At 72.0% G+C, this 19,990-nt stretch carries 10 protein-coding genes and 1 pseudogene; 5 read left to right on the top strand and 6 right to left on the bottom strand.

Annotation, left to right across the window (positions count from 1 at the left end; translation table 11 throughout):
• Positions 1-50: 50 nt before the first annotated feature.
• Positions 51-797, bottom strand: coding sequence for a hypothetical protein (locus tag P1V51_11270; protein ID MDF1563616.1), 747 nt, complete (start codon positions 795-797; stop codon positions 51-53).
• Positions 798-1,103: 306 nt separating this feature from the next.
• Here P1V51_11270 and P1V51_11265 point away from each other — a divergent pair.
• A pseudogene (locus P1V51_11265) lies at positions 1,104-2,612 on the top strand (GNAT family N-acetyltransferase).
• Between the two features lie 3 nt (positions 2,613-2,615).
• On the opposite strand, the gene dnaE reads toward P1V51_11265, so the two are convergent.
• Together dnaE and P1V51_11255 are read right to left on the bottom strand one after the other, a co-directional pair.
• Entirely contained in the window at positions 2,616-6,116 is a 3,501-nt protein-coding gene (dnaE, locus tag P1V51_11260; GenBank protein ID MDF1563615.1) for a DNA polymerase III subunit alpha, read from the bottom strand.
• Between the two features lie 24 nt (positions 6,117-6,140).
• A complete protein-coding gene (locus P1V51_11255) occupies positions 6,141-6,617 on the bottom strand; it encodes a hypothetical protein (GenBank protein MDF1563614.1) in 477 nt (158 codons plus the stop codon).
• 208 nt (positions 6,618-6,825) lie between these two features.
• Between P1V51_11255 and P1V51_11250 the strand changes: the two genes are divergently transcribed.
• A complete protein-coding gene (locus P1V51_11250) occupies positions 6,826-9,654 on the top strand; it encodes a trypsin-like peptidase domain-containing protein (protein MDF1563613.1) in 2,829 nt (942 codons plus the stop codon).
• Here the strand turns inward: P1V51_11250 and P1V51_11245 are convergent.
• Entirely contained in the window at positions 9,651-10,814 is a 1,164-nt protein-coding gene (locus P1V51_11245) for a M20/M25/M40 family metallo-hydrolase (GenBank protein ID MDF1563612.1), read from the bottom strand. The two genes, P1V51_11250 and P1V51_11245, sit on opposite strands and share 4 nt — an antisense overlap.
• A 292-nt stretch (positions 10,815-11,106) precedes the next feature.
• Here P1V51_11245 and P1V51_11240 point away from each other — a divergent pair, with 292 nt between their 5' ends.
• Together P1V51_11240 and P1V51_11235 are read left to right on the top strand one after the other, a co-directional pair.
• A complete protein-coding gene (locus P1V51_11240) occupies positions 11,107-12,234 on the top strand; it encodes a hypothetical protein (protein ID MDF1563611.1) in 1,128 nt (375 codons plus the stop codon).
• A gap of 62 nt (positions 12,235-12,296) precedes the next feature.
• Positions 12,297-16,703 carry a hypothetical protein gene (locus P1V51_11235; protein ID MDF1563610.1) on the top strand — a complete coding sequence of 1,469 codons (4,407 nt, stop codon included), beginning with the start codon at positions 12,297-12,299 and terminating at the stop codon, positions 16,701-16,703.
• On the opposite strand, the gene P1V51_11230 is transcribed toward P1V51_11235, so the two are convergent.
• Positions 16,700-17,944, bottom strand: a complete 1,245-nt coding sequence (locus P1V51_11230) for a hypothetical protein (GenBank protein ID MDF1563609.1) — start codon at positions 17,942-17,944, stop codon at positions 16,700-16,702. The genes P1V51_11235 and P1V51_11230 overlap by 4 nt on opposite strands.
• Before the next feature lie 57 nt (positions 17,945-18,001).
• On the opposite strand from P1V51_11230, the gene P1V51_11225 reads away from it, so the two are divergent.
• The gene (locus P1V51_11225) at positions 18,002-18,883 is read left to right on the top strand and encodes a hypothetical protein (GenBank protein MDF1563608.1); all 882 of its coding nucleotides are present in this window, start codon (positions 18,002-18,004) and stop codon (positions 18,881-18,883) included.
• Positions 18,884-18,886: 3 nt separating this feature from the next.
• On the opposite strand, the gene P1V51_11220 is transcribed toward P1V51_11225, so the two are convergent.
• Positions 18,887-19,981: a hypothetical protein gene (locus P1V51_11220; protein ID MDF1563607.1), complete on the bottom strand. Its 1,095-nt coding sequence runs from the start codon at positions 19,979-19,981 to the stop codon at positions 18,887-18,889.
• Between the last annotated feature and the right edge of the window lie 9 nt (positions 19,982-19,990).

Raw genomic sequence — 19,990 nt, 5'->3', positions numbered from 1 at the left:
TCCTTCATCGCACGGGGGGGTAGTGCACTTGGCGTGCCCACCTCGTCATTCTACCCGGCGTCGGCCTCCGCCGGGGTGGCAGGCGCCCGGCGGGCGAAGAAGTCGGAGATCCCCGCCACCGCCGCCTCCAGGGTCGCGAAGGTCACCGCCCGGTCGGCGCGCTTCTTCAGCTCGAAGTCGTCCACGTCCTCCTTCTTGCCCTTCTCGAGGTGGAAGGCCTCGAAGGTGTCGGCCATCGGCACCGCGCCGGAGGTGACGTCGATGACCAGCACCTCGATGCTGCCGTGGGCCCGCACCTCGTCCTTGGAGAAGAGGTTGAAGTCGTAAACGAGCTGGGAGCGGGACTGGTAGACGAGGAGGAGGTCGGCCTGCATCAGCGCCGCCGCCTCGCGCAGGCGAACGAGGGAGGTGTACCCGCCGTGGAGCAGCCGCGGCACGTGGGTGATCTCGGTGAAGCGGCCGGTGGCCTCGAGGGGCGCCTCGATGGCCTCGAGCTTCTCCTTCTTGAGCTGGAGGAACTCGGCGCTGTTCGCCCGGTAGTAGCCCCCGCCACCGATGCTCTCGTGGCCGAGGTCGACGACCGCGAGCTTCGCCTTCGCCGGGAGGACGATGCGGTGGGAGAGCAGCATCCGGATCGCCTCCTCGGAGAGGAGCGCGTCCTTGGCCTGGATCACCGGCTGGGAGAGCACCTCCCGGGCCTGGTACTCGGGGGAGTGGTACTGGGCGCCGGCGCTGGTGGCAGCGCAGCCGCCGAGCAGGGCGAGGGAGAGGAGAAGGATCGAGAGCCTGGTCTTCATGGGGCCTCCTTGGCGCCGGGTGCCGGACCCGGCGAGTACTGGGTGCGAGCGAGGGTACCAAGCCGGTCGGGGTGGTGCCGACCCGGGCGACGGCCTACCGTTGGCACCGGTGAGGAGGCCCGAGCGATGGCGGCGAAGAAGACCACCCAGAAGAAGACGACCCAGAAGACGGCGGCCAAGAAGCGCGCGGCCAAGAAGAAGCCGATCGGCAAGAAGCAGAAGAAGCCCGGCCGCGGCGCCTCCGGCGTGAAGACCGGAGCCCCCCTCAAGCTCAAGAGCTTCGAGCGCCAGATCCGCGTGCGACCCATGCGCCTGGACGACTTCGAGGACCTGGTCGCCATGCAGGAGGCCTGCTTCCCGGGGATGGTGACCTGGTCCCGGGAGCAGATCGAGAGCCAGCTCGACCTCTTCCCCGAGGGCTAGATCGTGGTCGAGTACCGGGGGCACATCGTCGCCTCGGCCTCGAGCGTGGTCGTCGACTTCTCGCAATACCAGGACTGGCACGACTGGAAGCTCATCGCCGACGGAGGCTTCATCCGCAACCACGACGCCGAGGGCGACACCCTCTACGGCATCGAGATCATGGTGCACCCGCGCTACCGGGGGATGCGCCTCTCCCGGCGCCTCTACGAGGCCCGCAAGGATGTCGTGCGGCGAATGAACCTCCAGCGGATCATCATCGGCGGCCGGATCCCCGGCTACCACCGCCACGCCTCGGAGATGACCCCCCGCGAGTACATCGAGTACGTGGTCTACAAGGACATCTACGATCAGGTGCTCACCCCTCAGCTCTCCAACGGCTTCGTCCTGCGGGGCCTGATCCCGAACTACCTCCAGGGCGACGCCGAATCCCTCGGCTACGCCACCCACCTCGAGTGGACCAACCTCGAGTACGTCCCCGAGGGCAAGCGGCAGCTCAAGGCGGTCAACCAGGTCCGCGTCTGCACCGTGCAGTGGCAGATGCGCAACCTCGTCGCCTGGGAGGACTTCGCCCGGCAGGTGGAGTTCTACGTCGACGTCGCCTCGGACTACCGGAGCGACTTCGTCGTCTTCCCCGAGCTCTTCACCCTGGAGCTGCTCTCGCTGGTCGAGGCGCACGGCCCCGGGCAGGCCGCCCGGCTGCTCTCCGAGTACACGCCCCGCTACCTCGACCTGATGACCGGGCTCGCCGTGCGCTACCACGTGAACATCATCGGCGGCTCGCAGTTCACCCTGGAGGAGGACTGCCTCTACAACGTCGCCTACCTCTTCCGCCGGGATGGAACGATCGCCAAGCAGTACAAGATCCACGTCACCCCCAACGAGCGCCGCTGGTGGGGCATCAGCGCGGGCGAGGCCCTGGAGGTCTTCGAGACCGACCGCGGGCGGATCGCCATCAACGTCTGCTACGACGTCGAGTTCCCCGAGCTGGCGCGGCTCGCGGCGGCCCGCGGCGCCCGGCTGCTCTTCGTCCCCTTCAACACCGACGAGCGCAACGGCTACAACCGGGTCCGCTACTGCGCCCAGGCGCGCGCCATCGAGAACCACATGTACGTGGTCATCTCGGGCTGCGTCGGCAACCTCCCCTTCGTCGAGAACGCCGACATCCACTACGCCCAGTCGGCCATCTTCTCTCCCTGCGATATCCCCTTCAGCCGCGACGGCATCGCCGCCGAGGCCAGCGCCAACATCGCGCAGGTGCTCCTCCACGACCTCGACCTCGAGCTCATCCGGCGCCACCGGCTCACCGGCACCACCCAGAACTGGCGCGACCGACGCACCGATCTCTACCGCTGCGTCTTCACCGGCCGGGGCGGCGAGAAGGAAGAGATCTAGAGGCTAGTGGACCTCGGTGACCCGGCGCCCGAAGAGGGCGTCGACGCCGGCGAGGAGCGCCTCGGTGGGCTGCACCGAGAGCTCGCCGAGGCGGAGCACCGTCTCCCAGCTGCCCTCCTCGCGGATCTTCAGGAAGGTGGTGCAGCGGCCGGGGTGCGCGGCGAGCAGCTCACGCAGCCGCCGCGCCTTCCCCTCGTCGAGGACCTCGGGGGGCACCGAGAGGGTGATGGCGCTGGCCACCTCGGCGCGGACGTCCTCCAGACGCTGGGCGCCCTGCACCCGGAACTCGACCGTGGCCTCCTCGCCCTCGCCCTCGACCCGCACCCGGCCGGAGAGGAGGAGGGGGTCGTCTCCCTTGAGCAGCTCCTCGATCTCCAGGAAGGTACCCGAGAAGCAGACGGCGTCGGAGCGGCCAGCGAGGTCCTCGAGGACCAGCCGGGCCATCCGGGCGCCGGCCTTCGTCACCCGCTCCTGAACCCCCTCGACGATCACCGCCACCTTCACCTCCTCGTAGGGCTCGCAGCGGGCGAGCTGGGTGAGGGGGGTGGCCAGGCGGCCGGCGGCCTTGGCGAAGCGATCGAGGGGGTGACCGGTGAGGTAGAAGCCGAGGGCCTCCTTCTCGGCCCCGAGGCGCTCGCGCTCGGTCCAGGGCCCCTCCTCGTTCTCCCGGTAGATGTCGGCACGCTCGTTCTCGGTGGCGCTGGCGGACTTGCCCCCGCTGGCGAAGCCGCCGCCAAAGAGATCGGACTGGCCCATCTCACGGTCCTTCTGGGCCTTCTGTCCCCGCTCCATCGCGCGGTCGAGGGTGGCCAGGAGGTTCTCGCGGGGCACGCCGACGTAGTCGAAGCAGCCCGCCTTGATCAGGGCCTCGACGGTGCGCTTGTTCACCCGGCGGGTGTCCACCGCCTCGCAGAAGTGGAGCAGGCCGCGGAAGTGCACCTCCTCCTCGCGCGCCTCGAGGATCGCCTCGATCGCCGCGTGACCGACGCCCTTCACCGCCCCGAGGCCGAAGAGGATCTTCCCGAGGCGCTCGCCCTCGTCGGGGGGGAGCACGTCGAAGAACTCGCCCGAGCGGTTGATGTCCGGCGGCACCACCTCGATGCCCATGTCCCGGCGCACCTCGCCGATGTGGGTGACCACCTTGTCGGTGTTGTCCCGCTCGGAGGTGAGGAGGGCCGCCATCGCCTCGACCGGGTAGTGGGTCTTGAGCCAGGCGGTCTGGTAGGTGATCAGCCCGTAGGCCGCCGAGTGCGACTTGTTGAAGCCGTAGGCGGCGAACTTCTCCATCAGGTCGAAGATCTGACCGGCCAGGTCCGGATCGATCTCGTTGGCCGCGGCGCCCTCGAGGAAGCCGGAGCGCTCGGCGGCCATGACCTCGGCCTTCTTCTTGCCCATCGCCCGGCGCAGCAGGTCCGCGCGCCCGAGGGAGTAGCCGGCGAGGATCCGGCTGATCTCCATGACCTGCTCCTGGTAGACGATGACGCCCTTGGTCTCCTCCAGCACCCGCTCCAGGGCCGGGTGCGGATAGGAGACCGCCTGCCGGCCGTGCTTGCGGGCGATGAAGTCGTCGACCATCCCCGAGCCCAGGGGGCCCGGCCGGTAGAGGGCGACCGCGGCGACGATGTCCGAGAAGCGATCCGGGCGCAGCTTCTTGAGCAGCTCCTTGAAGCCCGAGGACTCCAGCTGGAAGACGCCGGTGGTGTCGCCGCGAGAGATCAGCTCGTAGACCTTCGGATCGTCGAGGGGCAGGCCCTCGACCCGGACCTTCTCCTCCTCGGGGCGCCCGCGGTTCACCAGCCGCAGGGCGTCCTCGATCATGGTGAGGGTCTTCAGGCCCAGGAAGTCGAACTTCACCAGGCCCGCCTCCTCGACCTCCTCCTTGGCGAACTGGGTGACAATGTCCCCGTCCTTCGAGCGGATGACCGGCACGTACTCCCAGAGCGGCTTGTCGCCGATGACCACGCCGGCGGCGTGGACCCCCGCCTGGCGGTTGAGGCCCTCGAGCTTCATCGCGATGTCGATGATCTCGCGGTAGATGGGCTGCTCGCGGCTCTCGTAGAGCTCCTTGAGCCGCGGCTCCTGCTGCAGCGCCTTCTCCAGGGTCATCCCCAGGTCGGGCGGCACCAGCTTGGCCAGGCGGTCACCCTCGGCGAAGGGCAGGCCCATCACCCGCACGACGTCGCGGATCACCGAGCGGGCCTTGAGCTGACCGAAGGTGATGATCTGGCCGACGTTCTCGACGCCGTAGAGCTGGTTGACGTGCTCGATCACCTCGTCGCGTCGGGTCTGGCAGAAGTCGACGTCGAAGTCGGGCATCGAGACCCGCTCGGGGTTGAGGAAGCGCTCGAAGAGCAGGCCATGGTGGATGGGATCGAGGTCGGTGATCCGCAGCACCCAGGCGACCAGGGAGCCGGCGCCCGAGCCGCGGCCCGGCCCCACCGCCACCCCGTGGTCCTTCGCCCAGTTGATGAACTCCTGCACGATCAGGAAGTAGCCGGGGAAGCCCATGTCGGTGATCACCTTGAGCTCCAGCTCCAGGCGATCGAGGTACTCCTGCTCGTCGTAGGGGTAGCTGTCGCCGATCTCGGCGAAGCGCTTCCCCAGCCCCTCGGCGCTCACCTTGGCCAGCCAGCTGGCCTGGTCGTGCCCCTCCCCCACCTCGAAGTTGGGCAGGTAGGTGTGCTTCCCCAGCTCGAGGTCCACCGAGCAGGCCTCGGCGATCTCTGCGGTGCGGTAGACGGCGTCGGGCACGTCCTCGAAGAGCTCGAGCATCTCCTCGGCCGTGCGCAGGTACTGGGTCTCGCCCACCTGCCGGCTGCGGCGCAGCTCCTCGACCCGCACCTGCTCGGCGATGGAGAGCAGCACCTCGTGCGCCCGGGCGTCGCGCCGGTCGAGGTAGTGGCAGTCGCCGGTGGCCACCAGGGGGATCTTCTCGTCGCGGGAGAGCTCCTTGAAGAACTCGTTGACCCGCCGGCGCTCGGGGTAGCCGTTGATCTGCAGCTCGAGGTGGTAGTGCGCCGGCGCGAAGAGTTGGCGGTAGCGCGCCACTGCCTCGCGGGCGGCGTCCGGCCCCCGCTCGACGAAGGCCCGCGCCGGCTCGCCGTCGAGGCCGCCCGAGAGGGCGAAGAGCCCCTCGGTGTGCTTCGAGAGCAGCGAGAAGGGGATCAACGGGAAGCGGGCGCTGGGCTCGTGGTGCTCCAACCAGGCAGTGGAGAGCAGGTGCCGCAGGTTGCGGTAACCCGTCCCGTTCTCGGCCAGGAGCACGAGGGCCGCGGGCCGGGCGTCGGCGCCCTGGACGAAGATCTCGCTGCCGAGGATCGGGTGGACGCCGTGCTTCTTCGCCTGCTTCACGAAGTCCACCGCCCCGTAGAGGTTGGCGGTGTCGGTCATGGCGACCGAGTCCATGCCCCCCGCCTTGACCCGCTCCATCAGCGGACCGAGGCGGATCGCTCCCTGCAGGAGCGAGTAGAGGGTGTGCAGATGCAGGTGCGCGAAGTCCGCCACGAAAGTACTGCCGCGGGCGGCGCGCTACATCCCGAAGACGACGTAGCCGAGGCCGAAGCCGATGGCGATGCCCACGCCGCCGAACATGATGGCCAGGCCGAGGTTCGCCTCCTTGGCGGGCGGCGCGCCGCCGGCGGCCTGCATCCCCTGGGGCTCGGCCATGGTGACCCTCGCCGCCGGCATCTGGGCCTGGATGCCCTGGGACTGCAGGAAGGAGACGACGCCGGCCACGACCTGCTCGTACTCGTTGCGGGCGAAGTCGACCTGCATGCCGCTGCGCTGGGCGAAGGTCGCCGCCACCGAGTCGAAGTCCTTGAAGGCCGCCTGCTTCTGGGCGACGTCCATCCAGCCGAAGACGAGGCTCATCGCCTCGCCGCCGATGGCGACCAGGGCGATGGGCTGGCGAGCCTGCTTGCCGCCCTGGGTGGACTGCTCGGGATCCATGACCCGCAGGGCCTTCTGGACCGACGCGCCGATGCGGACGTCCTTGAACTGCATCATCAGCATCGCTCCGACACGGAGCCCCTCGCTGGCGACTGCGGTTCTGGGTGCGTCTGTCATGCTCGATCCTCCCGAAGAGCTCGTCTTGCCTGACCGGTCCGCGGCACCCGATCGCCGCGGCCGGAAGTGAGGGGCCCATCCTAGCTGAGAAACGGGGACGGGGGGACCGACTTGACCGCCCCCCCTCGAGGCCCCAATAACCTGCCCCATGCGTCACTTCCGAGCCCGGACCGCCCTCCTCGCCCTCGCCCTCCTCTCGATCCCGCCCGGGGCCGAGGCCCGCCAGGGCCCGGAGGCCAGCGGGGCCACCCCGCCGCCCGCCGCGGACAGCGGCGCCTGGTCGAAGACCCTGGCCACGGTGGTCCCCTCGGTGGTCTCCATCAAGATCCGCTTCGTGCGCGCCTTCGACACCGAGCACTCCGTCACCAGCCAGGCCACCGGCTTCCTGGTCGACGCGAAGGAGGGCCTGATCCTCACCAACCGCCACGTCGTGGGGCCCGGCCCCTCGGTGGCGGAGGCCGTCTTCGCCGACCACGAGGAGGTCGAGCTCACCCCCGTCTACCGGGATCCGGTCCACGACTTCGGGGTCTACCGCTTCGATCCGAAGCAGGTCCGCTACCAGCAGCTCGACGCCCTCGAGCTGCGCCCGGACCACGCCACCGTGGGCCGGGAGATCCGGGTGGTGGGCAACGACTCGGGGGAGAAGCTCTCGATCCTGGCCGGCACGATCGCCCGCACCGACCGCTCGGCCCCGGCCTACGGCCGCGGGGGCTTCAACGACTTCAACACCTTCTACATCCAGGCCGCCTCCTCGACCTCCGGGGGCTCCTCGGGCTCGCCGGTCCTCGACGTCCACGGCCACGTCGTCGCCCTCAACGCCGGCGGCCGGATGCTGGCCGCCTCGAGCTACTACCTCCCCCTCGACCGGGTCGTGCGCGCCCTCGACGCCATCCGCGCCGGCCGGGCCATCTCCCGGGGCACCCTCCAGCTCACCACGGTCTACGAGCCCTACCACGAGGTGCGCCGCCTCGGGACGACGGAGGCCACCGAGCAGGCCTTCCGCAAGGCCGCCCCGGAGGGCCACGGCATGCTCGTCATCCGCCGGATCTCTCCGGGGGGGCCGGCCGCCGAGGCGCTGAAGGTCGGCGACGTCCTCCTCTCGGTGGGGGGGCGCCGGGCGGTGGACTTCCTCGCGGTGGAGACGGTCCTCGACGAGGCCGTGGGCCAGGAGGTCGAGGTGGTGGTCGAGCGCGCCGGCGAGCGCGTGCGCGCGATGCTGAAGGTCGACGACCTCCACGCCATCACGCCGGCGGAGTACCTCGAGGTGGGCGGCGGCATCCTCAACGCCCTCTCCTACCAGGTGGCCCGGCAGTTCGATCTGCCGACCCGGGGGGTCTACGTCGCCCGGCCCGGCTACATGTTCGACTCCGGTGGCGTCGCCCACCGCTCGGTGCTCACCGCCATCGACGGCAAGCCGGTGACCACCCTCGACGAGGCCGCGGCCATCCTCGCCTCGCTCGGCGACGGCGCCCGGGTGCCGGTGCGCTCCTTCCTGCCCCACGATCGCCACCGCTCGATCTCCGGGGTGATGACCGTCGACCGCCGCTTCTTCCCCTTCCGGCGCTGCAAGCGCGACGACGCCACCGGCCGCTGGCCCTGCCAGGAGATCACCGAGGTTCCGCCGACCCCCCCCGTGGAGCCGGCCACCGTGGCCCTGCCGAAGGTGAAGCCCGCGCGCCTCCAGGCCGCGGCGGACAGCCTGGTGGAGGTCCGCTACCGGGTGCCCTTCCGGGTCGACGGCGTCAACGGCGACGACTTCGCCGGCACCGGCCTGATCCTCGACGCGACCCGCGGCCTGGTGGTGGTCGACCGCGACACGGTCGCCGTCCCCCTCGGCGACTGCACCGTCACCTTCGGCGGCAGCCTGCGCGTCCCCGCGGAGGTGGTCTTCCTCCACCCCCTCCACGACGTGGCGGTGGTCCGCTACGACCCGAAGCTGATCGGCAAGACGCCGGTGCGGCCCGCGGTCCTGCGCGATCGCCCCCCCGAGGCGGGCGAGAAGCTGCGCCTCCTCGCCCTCACCCGCAGCCTCCAGGTGGTCACCCAGGAGGTGGAGGTCACCAAGGTCGACGCCCCGGGGATCACCCGGGGAAGCCCCCCGCGCTTCCGCGAGGGCAACGTGCTGGTGGCCTCGGTGAACGACTCCGAGAAGAACATCGGCGGGGCCCTGGTCGACGGCGCCGGGCAGGTGGCCGCGCTCTGGTTCTCGGTCCTCGACGGGCGCAACGGCCGGATGCTCGCCCTGCCCACCTATCTGATCAAGGACCTCCTCCCCGCCCTGCGGCAGGGCAAGGCGCCCACGGTCCGCACCCTGGGCGCCGACCTCGCCCTCACCCCCCTCGCCAGCGCCCGGGACCAGGGGCTCTCGGCGAAGTGGATCGCCGAGTTCCAGAAGGCGGGCCTGCGCCGCCTCCTCTCGGTCGCGCGCCTGGCCAGGGGCGTCCCCGCCAGCGAGGTCCTCGAGGAGGGCGACCTCCTCCTGCGGGTGGGGGGCCGGCTGGCCGCCGACTACCGCACCGTCGAGCAGGCCGAGCGGGGCGAGGAGCTGCGCCTGACCGTGCTGCGGGAGGGCAAGGAGCTCGAGCTCCAGGCGAAGACCGTCCCCCTCTCGGGGCGCGGCACCGAGAAGATCGTGCTCTGGGCCGGCGCCCTCCTCCAGGAGCCCCACTGGCCGCTGACCGCCGACTGGGGCCAGCCCCGGGAGGGCGTCTACATCTCCTGGGTCTCGGCCGGCTCCCCCGCGCAGCGCTACCCGCTTCAGCCCACGCGGCGGATCGTCGCGGTGCAGGGCGAGAGCGTCGCCGACCTCGAGGGCTTCCTGGCCGCGGTGAAGGATCTGCCTGAGCGCGCGGTGGTCCGCCTCGACACGGTCGATCTGCAGGGCCGCCCCGACGTCGTCACCCTCCTGCTCGACCTGGCCAACTGGCCCACCTCCCGCCTCGACTGGAAGCCGGAGGGGTGGGTGCGGACGCCCTAGGGCCGATCGAGGCGGCGCACCATCTCGATCAGGAGATCGCGCATGACCGTGAGCGCCTCGGGCCGCACCCGCTCGAGGGTGTCCAGCCGGGTGTGGTAGTTGGGCGCCAGCCGGCCGATGTCCTGGCAGAGCAGGGAGACCGTCTCGACGCCCGCCTGTCCGAAGGCCGAGGCGTCGGTGGCCCCGAAGGGGATGATCCCGGGCCGCATCGGCTGCCCGAGCGTCCGGGCGCTCTCCTGCGCCAGCTCGATCAACGCCGGAGAGTGGCGCACGCCCGTGGTCAGCTCGCGGGTGATCACCGTCAGGAAGCGCTCGTCGTAGACGCCGTCCACGTTGAGGTTCAGGGTCGGCGTCGCCAGCAGCTCCTCCCGGTGGGCGGCCACGTAGCGCTTGGCGCCGCGCAGCCCGCACTCCTCCGCCGAGCAGCCGAGGAGCAGGAGCTCGGTGTGCTCGAGGCCCTCGCGGGAGAGCTCCCGCGCCGCAGCGGTGATGGCGGCCAGGCCGGCGAGATCGTCCATCGCCCCGGGCACGACGCGGAAGGTGTGGAAGAGCAGGTGGAGGGCAGCGAAGGGCGCCAGCAGGGCCCCGACCCAGGCGAGGGTGGAGAGGGTCCCCGCCTCGAGCAGGCCGGCCCAGGCCAGGCCACCGACGACCCCGGCGTGGAGCGGCGCGGCCCCCAGGCCGAGCACGTTGACCCCCACCCCGGCGCCCTTGAACCAGTACCAGAGGTTGAACTCGTAGGCCGCGTCCTGGTGCGCGCTGAGCACGACCCGCCGCTCGATCTCCCCCGCCGGCGCGATCCTCGCGACGATGTTGTGGCCGGTCCGGGTCGGGAAGAGGGGATCGACCAGCTCCCGGTAGAGGAGCAGCTCGAAGACGGTGACCAGGAGCGAGACCGCGGCCAGCGACGCCGAGGCGGCGGGCCAGCGCGGCAGGAGCGCGAGGGCGGCGAGGGTCAGGAGCGAGACGAAGGGGATGAAGCCCAGGAAGGCGTGGGGCTGGCAGCGGAAGGCCTCGGCGCGCGCCTCTCCGGCGAAGGCGCCCCAGCGCTCCTCCAGCAGGCGCCCCAGGGCGCGCTCACCCTCGGAGCAGGCGCCCCGCGGGCCGGCCTCCAGCCCCTCGGCGATCTCCGCCCGCATCCGCTCGGCCGTGCTCTGCATCGCGTCCGTCCCCTCCTCCCGCACGCCCTTCCGGCGGGAGGTCCGACTCTAGACCAGAACACCCCCTGGAGAAGTGCGGCGCCGGTGACGTTCGGGAATCGAGAGTTCTGATCTAGAGTCCCCGGACCATGAACCGCACGCTCCTGAGCCCCCTGTGACGCCGCCGGACTCCAGGGGCAGCGCGCCGGGGTCGCTCTCCGAGCTCTGACGGCGGCTGGGGGTCACCCTCTGCCTCCCCCTCTTCCTCGAGCTCGCCAGCCTCGTCCCCCTGCCGGGGGTGGACCTCTCCGCGATGGAGACGCTCCTGGGCGTGGCGGGCGAGGGCGCGACGGGGCTGGCCGGCCTCTTCGCCCGCTCCACCTCCGAGACCTTCGCGATGGTGAGCATCGTGGCGGTGGGGCTGATGCCGGTGATCTCGGCCCACGTGATCGTCGAGTGCCTGGCCGCGCTGGTGCCGGGCTGGGACCGGCTTCGCACGGGCGGGCCGGCCGGCCGCGCCCGGCTCACGCGGGTGGTGGGCTGGGTCAGCCTGGCCACGGCGGCCCTGCAGGCCCACGGCATCGCCCTCTACCTCGAGAGCCTCGGCGGCTGGGAGCTCCCCTACCCGGTCGTCACCGAGCCGGGCTGGGGCTTCCGGCTGCTGGTGATCTGCACCCTGACGGCCACGACGATGCTGCTCTGGGCCGGCACCTGGCTCGTGGAGCGGCACGGGCTGGGCAACGGCTTCTCGGTGCTCATCGGCTGGAGCGTCCTCTGGCTCCTCCACGACTTCGGCGTCCAGGCCCTCGAGCTCGCCCGGGCAGGCGTCCTGCCCCTCGCCGATCCGCTGATCGCGCTGGGCCTGGCCGCCTTCACCGGCTGGCTGGGCTGGTGGGGGCTCGAGACCCGGCGCCACGCGCTCCCGGCCACCGGGCTGCGGGTCGGGCGTCATCCCCTGCCGAACGCCGGCCTCACTCCCCTGGAGGAGGAGGCCGGCCGGCTGATGGCCCGCGGCACCCTCGCGAGCCTCCTCTTCTTCGGCGCCTACCTGGCGGCGAACGTGGTGGGCAACACCACCTCGATGCTCCACGCCACCCTCGGATCGCTGCTGGTGATGATCGCCGTGCTCATCGCCCGGGATCTCGCGGGCGAGTGGGCCTTCCGCCGCCGCCACGGAGCGGTGGCGCGGGTCTGGCCCCTGCACCGGGTCTACGCGGTGCTGCCGGTCCTCGCCCTCCTCGAGGGGGAGGGCATCCCCGCCTACCCCCGGGCCTTCGGCCACCGGGTGCTGCTCAACTTCTTCGGCCCCTACGTCCCGGTCGAGCTGCTGGTCCCCACCGCCGAGGCCGAGCGCGCCACCCAGCTGCTTCGCTCGCGCCTGCTCCCGCCAGATCCTGAGCCGGAGGAAGAGGAGGCTCCCGCGCTGCAGAGCGCGGCCTGAAGCGCCACGGCGCCGGACTCTCCCGGTCAGCCCAGCTCTGACTGCGTGCTATCATCGCGGCCATGAGAATGCCGTCGCTCCCTCGGGTTCTCGGCGCACTCGCCTCGACTCTCCTCTTCGGCGCCTGTGGCTTCGACGCGACCGTCGAGGCCCCGGAGGAAGAGCCCTATTCGGCGATCCGGTGTGCGACCGAGAGTGACTGTCCCCCCGACTGGTCCTGCAACGAGAGCTCCCGGCTCTGCGTGCCCCGAGGCCGGGAGGACACGACCCCTCCGGCCCTGACCGGCACGCCGGCGATCGCGCCCCCGAGCGGGACCCTCGACACCCTCTTCACCATCGACTTCGAGGTCTCCGAGCCGCTGCGGCAGGACCCCGTCGTGCGGCTCGAGACCAGCGGCGGGCGGGAGGTCTTCTGGCAGGTCGACGAGAGCGGCACCGATCGCGCCGCGCTGCACTATCGCTACTCCCACGTCGCCGACGGCAGCGAGTCAGCCGGCCCCCACCCCCTGCTGGCCGACCTCGTCGACGCCTCGGGGCTGCCCGCCCGGGATCTCTCGGCCGGCACGATCCTCCTGGACTTCACCGCTCCCCGGGTGACGCCCTCGCTTCCGACCCCCGCCGAGGTGCGGGCCGGCGCCGAGACCCTCGTCGAGCTGGTCTTCTCCGAGCCCCTCGCCGCCCCACCGGCGGTCGAGAGCCGGAGCGGCGCCGGGCCCCTCTCCGATCTCTGGACCGTCGAGGCCGGCAGCGACGCCCAGACCTGGACGGCCCACCTCACGCCCGACGGCAGCGAGCCCGAGGGCGAGCGCACGCTCCACCTCACCGCCCGGGACGTCGCGGGCAACGTGCTGCGCGATGCGCGCATCGGTGAGCTGGTCGTCGACTTCACGATCCCGACCGTGACCACGAACGTGGTGAGCCACACGGTCGCCGGGCCGGGTGACGTCGTGCGGGTCTCGGTCGCCTTCTCCGAGCTCCTGGGTCAGGCCCCCTCGCTGCGCGCCGTGCCCGACGACGGTGGTCCCCCGCTCGTCTTCACCGCCAGCCCCCTCGAGGGCTCCATCGCCTCCTTCAGCCTGCCGGTCCCGCAGGGCGCCGACGGTCCGACCCAGCTGCGCCTCGAAGGCGCCGCCGACCGGGCCGGCAACGTCATGGTCCCGCTCGATCTGGCGCCCCTCCTGCTGGACGGGATCGCCCCCGCGATCACGGACCTCACCACCGACCGGCCGCGCTACAGCGCGGTGGCCCCCTACGAACAGGTGACCGTCACCTTCGGGATCCCGGAGAGCCTCGACGATCCGGAGGCCTCCCTCCTGGTCCTGGTCGCCGGGACGCCGATGAGCTGCGGCGCCTGGCAGCCGGCGACGGCCAGCTACGCCTGCACCCTCGGGCTGGACGGCACCGAGCCGGAGGGCTCGGTGGCGGTCGAGGTCCGCGCCGTCGATCCGGCGGGGAACTTCACCTTCGTGAGCACCAGCACGATCTTCGACTTCACGCCGCCCGGCCTGGTTCCCGGCACCGATCAGCTGCAGCTCCTCCCGGCCCCCTCGTCCCCGATCGGCAGGGTCACCGCCCTCGGGGAGGGAGGCGAGGCCCGGGTCTCCTTCACGGTGGACGAGCCGGTCGGCGCGACCCCCGAGGTCAGGCTCGGGCCCGCGGGCAAGCTCTTCACCCCGGTCTCCGGGCTGACCACGAGCTTCGTCCAGTCGCTCACGGTCTCGGCGGCCGAGGCCCTCGACGGCGCCCACGCCCTCGTCGCCACGGTCCGGGACACGGTCGGCAACGTCGGGCTCCTCGCGCTCTCGGGCGCGAGCCCGCTGGAGGTGGACACGACCCGGCCCGCGCCGCCCGACGTGGACACCCCGGGCCGGATCGTCTTCGAGCGCGAGCCCTGGGGCACTCAGGCCAGCGGCGGCGCCGTGCGGATGCGGCTCTCCGGAGGCGCCGGCGCGGTCGAGGGTCCGGGCACCGTGATCACCTCGACCGCCGGCGACGGCAGCGGCGGCGAGATGGGGCGGACCCCGAGCGGCGCCGACGGCAGCATCGCCGCCTTCTCCCTGATCCCCACCGATCGGCCCGAGCTCTGGCTGACCTTCGTCGATCCGGCCGGCAACGCCTCGGACCCGGCGCGGGTGCGCGACGTGATCTGGACGGCCACCCTCATCGGCGAGATCCCCCAGGATCCGATCTCGAACCCCAACCGCTTCAGCGCCCTGCCCGACGATCGCTCGGGGCCGCTCGCCTGGGACGCCCTGCACCCGATCGATCACGGCGACGCGGAGCTCAAGGCGGCGGACGGGACCGGCGTGCTCTCGACCGCCACGCCGGCCTGGGAGCTGCGCTCACCCGGGGCGCGCCTCCCGGCCCGGCACGCCCACGCCATGGTCTGGGACTCGAACCGGCGGCGCGTGGTGGCCTTCGGCGGCCGGGATCAGCTCGGGCCGCTGGCCGAGACCTGGGAGTGGGACGGCGTGAGCTGGACCCGGCGCTCGCCCTCGCTCAGCCCGCCGGCCCGGGCCTACTTCGCCATGGCCTACGATCCGATCCGCGCGCGGACCGTCGTCTTCGGCGGAGACGCCGCGGACACCCTGGACGACACCTGGGAGTGGGACGGCGAGCGGTGGCGAGAGTTCCAGCCGGCCGTCTCCCCTCCACCACGGTACGGCCACACCGCCGCCTTCGATCCGGTGCGCGGCAAGGTCCTGATCCACGGCGGCCGCCGCTACCTGCCGTCCGGCACCAGCGAGCTGGCCTCGGACCTCTGGGAGTGGACCGGCGTCGAGTGGCAGGAGATCACCCCCGCGACCCCGGGGCCGGCTCGCCGCTACCACACCATGGCCACCGACTGGGCGCGGAGCCGCGTCGTGGTCTTCGGCGGGCAGGACGAGACCTTCACCGGGACCTCCACGGTCTTCGAGTGGAACGGCGTCGACTGGCTCGCGCCCAACCCCGCCCCCGGCCCCTCCGCGCGCTCCCGTCACGGCATGGCCTGGGATCCGGTGCGCGGCACGACCCTCGTCTTCGGTGGCGAGGACGCCGGCTGGTTCCTCCTCGGGGACGCCTGGGAGTGGAACGGCGCGGCCTGGAGCCCCCTCCTGGCCGGCAACCCCACGACCCTCGAATACGCGGCCGCCTCCTGGGACGGCAAGAGCATCATCCTGAGCGGCGGCTACGACGGCGAGGCCGATCGGGACGACACCTGGCGGCTCTCGGGCTCCCAGTGGCGCCGGCTCGGCTCGAGCGCGGCCCCCGTCCGGGACGGCTACTACAGCTACAACCTCGCCTACGACGCCGCCCGGCAGGAGGTCATCCTCTTCGGAGGGATCGACTCGCTCGGCACCTACCTGAACGAGACCTGGCGCTGGGACGGCACGGCGTGGAGCCAGGCCTACCCGGCCAGCTCGCCCCCGCCGCGGGCCGACGCCGAGCTGGTCTACGACGCCGCCCGGCAGCAGCTCCTCCTCTTCGGCGGCCACCAGGGGATGCCCGCGACCTCCGACATCTGGACCTGGGACGGCGCGAACTGGAGCTCGCCCGAGCTCACCACCAACCCGGTGAACTTCAACAACACCGGGATGGCCTACGACGAGGTCGCGGGCGAGGTGGTCCTCATCGCCGGGACCTCCTTCGACGAGACCTGGGTCTTCGACGGCGGGGACTGGAGCCAGCGCGTCCCCGGCGGCTCGGGCGTCGCCTCTCAAGGTGCGACGCTGGGTTGGGATCCGGTCCTGCAGCAGGTGATCATCTTCGGCGCCACCGACTGGAACAACACGCCGACGGATGAGACCTGGGCCTGGGACGGGAGCAGCTGGAGCCAGATCCTCACGACCAACGCGCCGGGCCACGACTGGAGCTGGCAGCTCGTCACCGACCGGGCCGCCCGCCGCGCCCTCCTCCTGGGCGGATGGCCGGCCCCCTCCCAGCCCTGGAGCTTCGAGACCGGGAACTGGCAGCCCCTCTCGGTCCTGAACCAGCCCACGATCCTCGGGAACGTCGCGGCGGTGCACGACGAGGTCCGAGGGGAGACGGTGATGACCGTCGCCTCGCAGGGTGGTGGGCCCCTGGAGACCTGGACCCTGCCGAGCCGGGCGGGCCAGCGACCGAGCCACCTGGCGAGCTTCGCCGTCCGGGAGGCACGCGCCGGCACCGGCGCCTCCTTCGTCTCGCTCTCCGGGACGGTGATCGGCGGTGGCCTCGGCGAGGACGGCGCGGGCGCGAGCCTGCCGGGGATCTCCCTCGAGGTCTGGGACGTCCGCCAGCAGGCCTGGGTGCCCCGGAGCTCCGATCCCGCGACCCCGACCAGCCCGGCGACCCTCACCTTCTCGGTGACCGGCGATACCGCCGTGCGGCAGCACTTCACCGACGGAACGGTGGCGCTGCGGACCGTCCCGGAGGGCCAGGGCGGCACCACCGACGCCTGGCTGATGACCGACTACGTGGAGCTCTCCCTCCACTACCGCCTGCCCTAGCCGGCCTTCTTGGCCTCCTTGGCCTCCTTCTTCTCCTGCGCCTGCATGGCCGCGTCGGCCTCCTTGTGCTCCTTGGCGGCCTCCCGCTCGGCGAGGAGGCGCTGCACCTCGGGGACGACGTCGAAGATCGAGTCCGGGACGTAGCCCGCGGGCGCGGGCGGGGCCTCGAGCTCGACGAGGTTCGAGACCACCGGCGCGCCCTCGCGCAGCCAGACCTCGACGTAGCTCTTGGGCACCGGGTGGAGGCGCTTGCCCTCCTCGAGCATCATGTACTCGTTGCGCAGGCAGCCGGCGACCACGAGCTTGCGGTGACCGTGGGTGCGGATCCGCGCCTCGTGGAGGTGGCCGCGGACGTAGAGGTCGAAGTCACCCTCCACGGCCAGGAGCTTCTGGGCGTCCTCCTCGCTCTCGACCTCGACCTCCTTGGAGCCCAGCCGCCAGACCACCTCCTTGAGCATGGTCCAGGTGAGCTTCTTGGTGGGGTCCTTGGTGCTCCAGAAGCCGGTCCAGTAGTCCCGGGTCCAGTAGTCCCAGAAGCTGCCGACCAGGTACTCCTTCACGTCCGGCAGGAGATCGAAGACCTCGTTCTTCGGCTTGAGCCGGTCGTGGAAGTGCAGGAGCGGCTGCATCGGGATCACGGTGTCGAGGAGCGCCGCCGAGCCCCAGGCGAGGTTGAGGATCTGTTTCCCCTCGTACTCGATGAGCGGCTTCTCGGGATCGATCCGGAACATCGCGTCCTGCTGCTGCCCGTGCTCGATCTGCACCCGCCCGACCGAGTGCTCGAGCCCGGGGAAGTGCACCTGCTCGGGGCTCCCGCAGAGGCTGCGCACGAAGGCATGGACCTCCGGGAAGCGCAGCTCGGCGTCGTGGTTGCCCTCGAGGAAGACGACCTGGCGCGGCGCCTTCTCGCTGCCCCCGGCAAGGAAGGCCCGGACCGCGGAGAAGAAGAGGGGGTGCGCCGCCGCGATGGAGGCCATCTTCCCCATCGCGACGTCCCGGGTGACGTGCCGCGGGTGCCCGCCGAGGTAGGCGGTCTTGAGCAGGTCGAAGGTGTCGCCGTTGAAGATCAGATCCACCGGCAGGCCCTCGTAGGGGGCCTGCGAGTAGGTGGCGATCAGCTCACCGAGCCAGTCGGAGTGCGGGAAGTCGTCGTAGAGCCCCCCGGCCCCCATCTCGATGTCCGAGAGGATGACCAGGAGGCGATCGGCGTGGGGGAGGCGGCTCTTCGGCGTGATGCTCATGACGGGGAGAGTTTACACCCGTTGTCAGGGTGGGCGAGGTGACGCAACCTGGACCCCATGAAGCGGTCCCTCCTCCTGTCGCTGCTGGCGGTTGCGAGCGCCTGCACCTCGACGCCGCGGGTGGCGGACCCGCCGGTCGCGCCCCGGCCGGTGGCCTCGCCGCCGGTCCCCTCCGATCCTTCGCCGGGCGAGGCCCTGCGCCTCGTCCTGGAGGAGGGCCTCGGGCAGGCGCGGCCCGAGGTGGTCGCCGCCCTCCTCGGCGAGACCTACACCGAGCACGATCCCGGCCTGCCCGACGGGCCCGCGGGGATCCTCGGGCACGTCGCCGGGCTCGCCACCCACCCGCCCGGGGCGCGATCCTCGCTGCGGGTGCTGCGGACCCTCGATGACCCGCCCTACGTCGCCGCGCACAGCGAGGAGAGCCTCCCCGGGGGAGAGCGCGCCGCGCGCTTCGACGTCTTCCGCCTGCGCGAGGGCAAGCTGGTCGAGCACTGGAGCGCCCGGATGCTCGAGCGCGACCCTCCGGACGAGGCCGCGGGCCGGCGGGGCCTCCTCGAGGGTCCGGTGGAGGTGCGCGACCGGGAGCAGAGCGTCGAGAACCGGCTGCGGATCCAGCGCTTCGTCGACGAGGTGCTGATCGAGCGCCGGGAGGTCGTGGCCCACTTCGTCTCGGACGAGCTGATCCAGCACGACCCGCGCCTCGACGACGGGCCGGCGGCCTGGGCCCGGGATCTCGACCTCGGCCCCCTCGTCCACACGCGCCTCGAGCGGGTGATCGGCGAGGGCGACCTCGTGCTCACCCAGTGCCACGGCACCCTCGAGGGCACGGCCGTCGTGATCTACGATCTCTTCCGCCTCGAGGCCGGGCTCGTCGTCGAGCACTGGAACGTCTGGGAGGCCGTCCCCGGCCAGCCGGCCCACGAGAACGGGATGCTCTGAGCTTCAGGGCAGGGGGCGCAGGCGGCCGGTGTGGAGGTCGAAGTCCTCCTCTCCGAAGCTGGCCCAGGCCACCCAGTCGCCGTCGGTGGCGATGGGCTCGCTCACCGAGAGGCGCTCTCCCTCGGGGGTGATCCGGCGCGGGGCGCCCTCGGTGAGCGGGGCTCCCCAGAGGGCGTAGGGGCCCTCGCTGGAGTCGAGCCAGAAGACCTCGGCCTCGCCGATCACCACCGGCCCCAGGCGGGAGATCCCCGGCCGCTCGATCCGTCGACGACCGGCGCCGCGCAGGTCCTCGATCACGAGGCGCGCCCCACAGACCGGATCGTCCCCGGGGCAGCTCCAGGGCTGCTCCCGGTACACCACCCGGCCGGGCGCCAGGGCCGGCGCCCCGCTGATGGAGTGCTCGGGGGCGGGATCGAAGAGCCTCGGCTCGCTCTCCTCGAGGTACTGCAGCGCGATCCGCGGACGCCAGTCGCTGCGGTCGTAGGTCTGCCAGGCCACCGCCTCGTCGGCGAGGTCGAAGAAGACCCCGCCGGAGAGCTGCTGGCGGACGAGGTCCTGGTGCTGCCGGGTCTCGAGGTCGAGGATCCGCACGGTCCCGTAGGGCCAGCGCTGGGCCCAGGCGACCCGGTGCCCGTCCACCACCGGCGCGGCCGCCCGCTCGATCCAGGCGTCATCCTGATCGAGGCGCTCGACGTGCCCGCTCTCCAGCCAGAGGAGGAAGACCCGCCCGCTGCCGTAGCCGCGGGCGTCGGTGCGATCGATCCAGACCACGAAGCCCTCGCCCACGGCGATCCGGGGGTCGGCCACCTCGGCGCGCCCCACCTCCGCGCCGTCCTCCAGGCTCACCACCCGCAAGAGGCCCGCGCAGTCGGGATCGCCGTCCTCGTTCTCGCAGCCGCCGGTGCTGTCGTCCGCGTAGTCCACGAAGGCCAGCAGGCCGTGGCCCAGCGCCGGGGAGCGCTGGTCGCCCGCGCCCCCGAAGTGGGGCGTCGCGCGCCCCTGGAGCAGGCCGGGCGTCACGGGCGCCAGGTCCTCACCGCAGGCCCCGCAGAGCGCGGCGAGGAAGAGGCCTCCCAGGCAGAGAGCGAGCCCGCGCACGGCGTGCCT

The organism is Deltaproteobacteria bacterium (assembly GCA_029210625.1).
GTDB lineage: Bacteria > Myxococcota > Myxococcia > SLRQ01 > SLRQ01 > JARGFU01.
The sequence above is the reverse complement of the archived record's forward strand: the minus strand, read 5'-3'. Positions and strand labels throughout refer to the sequence as shown.

Coding starts and splice junctions, on each gene's coding strand:
- P1V51_11240 (MDF1563611.1), top strand. CDS start 11,107: ATGGAGACGCTCCTGGGCGTGGCGGGCGAGGGCGCGACGGGGCTGGCC.
- P1V51_11250 (MDF1563613.1), top strand. CDS start 6,826: ATGCGTCACTTCCGAGCCCGGACCGCCCTCCTCGCCCTCGCCCTCCTC.
- P1V51_11270 (MDF1563616.1), bottom strand. CDS start 797: ATGAAGACCAGGCTCTCGATCCTTCTCCTCTCCCTCGCCCTGCTCGGC.
- P1V51_11245 (MDF1563612.1), bottom strand. CDS start 10,814: ATGCAGAGCACGGCCGAGCGGATGCGGGCGGAGATCGCCGAGGGGCTG.
- P1V51_11255 (MDF1563614.1), bottom strand. CDS start 6,617: ATGATGCAGTTCAAGGACGTCCGCATCGGCGCGTCGGTCCAGAAGGCC.
- P1V51_11225 (MDF1563608.1), top strand. CDS start 18,002: ATGAAGCGGTCCCTCCTCCTGTCGCTGCTGGCGGTTGCGAGCGCCTGC.
- P1V51_11235 (MDF1563610.1), top strand. CDS start 12,297: ATGAGAATGCCGTCGCTCCCTCGGGTTCTCGGCGCACTCGCCTCGACT.
- P1V51_11230 (MDF1563609.1), bottom strand. CDS start 17,944: ATGAGCATCACGCCGAAGAGCCGCCTCCCCCACGCCGATCGCCTCCTG.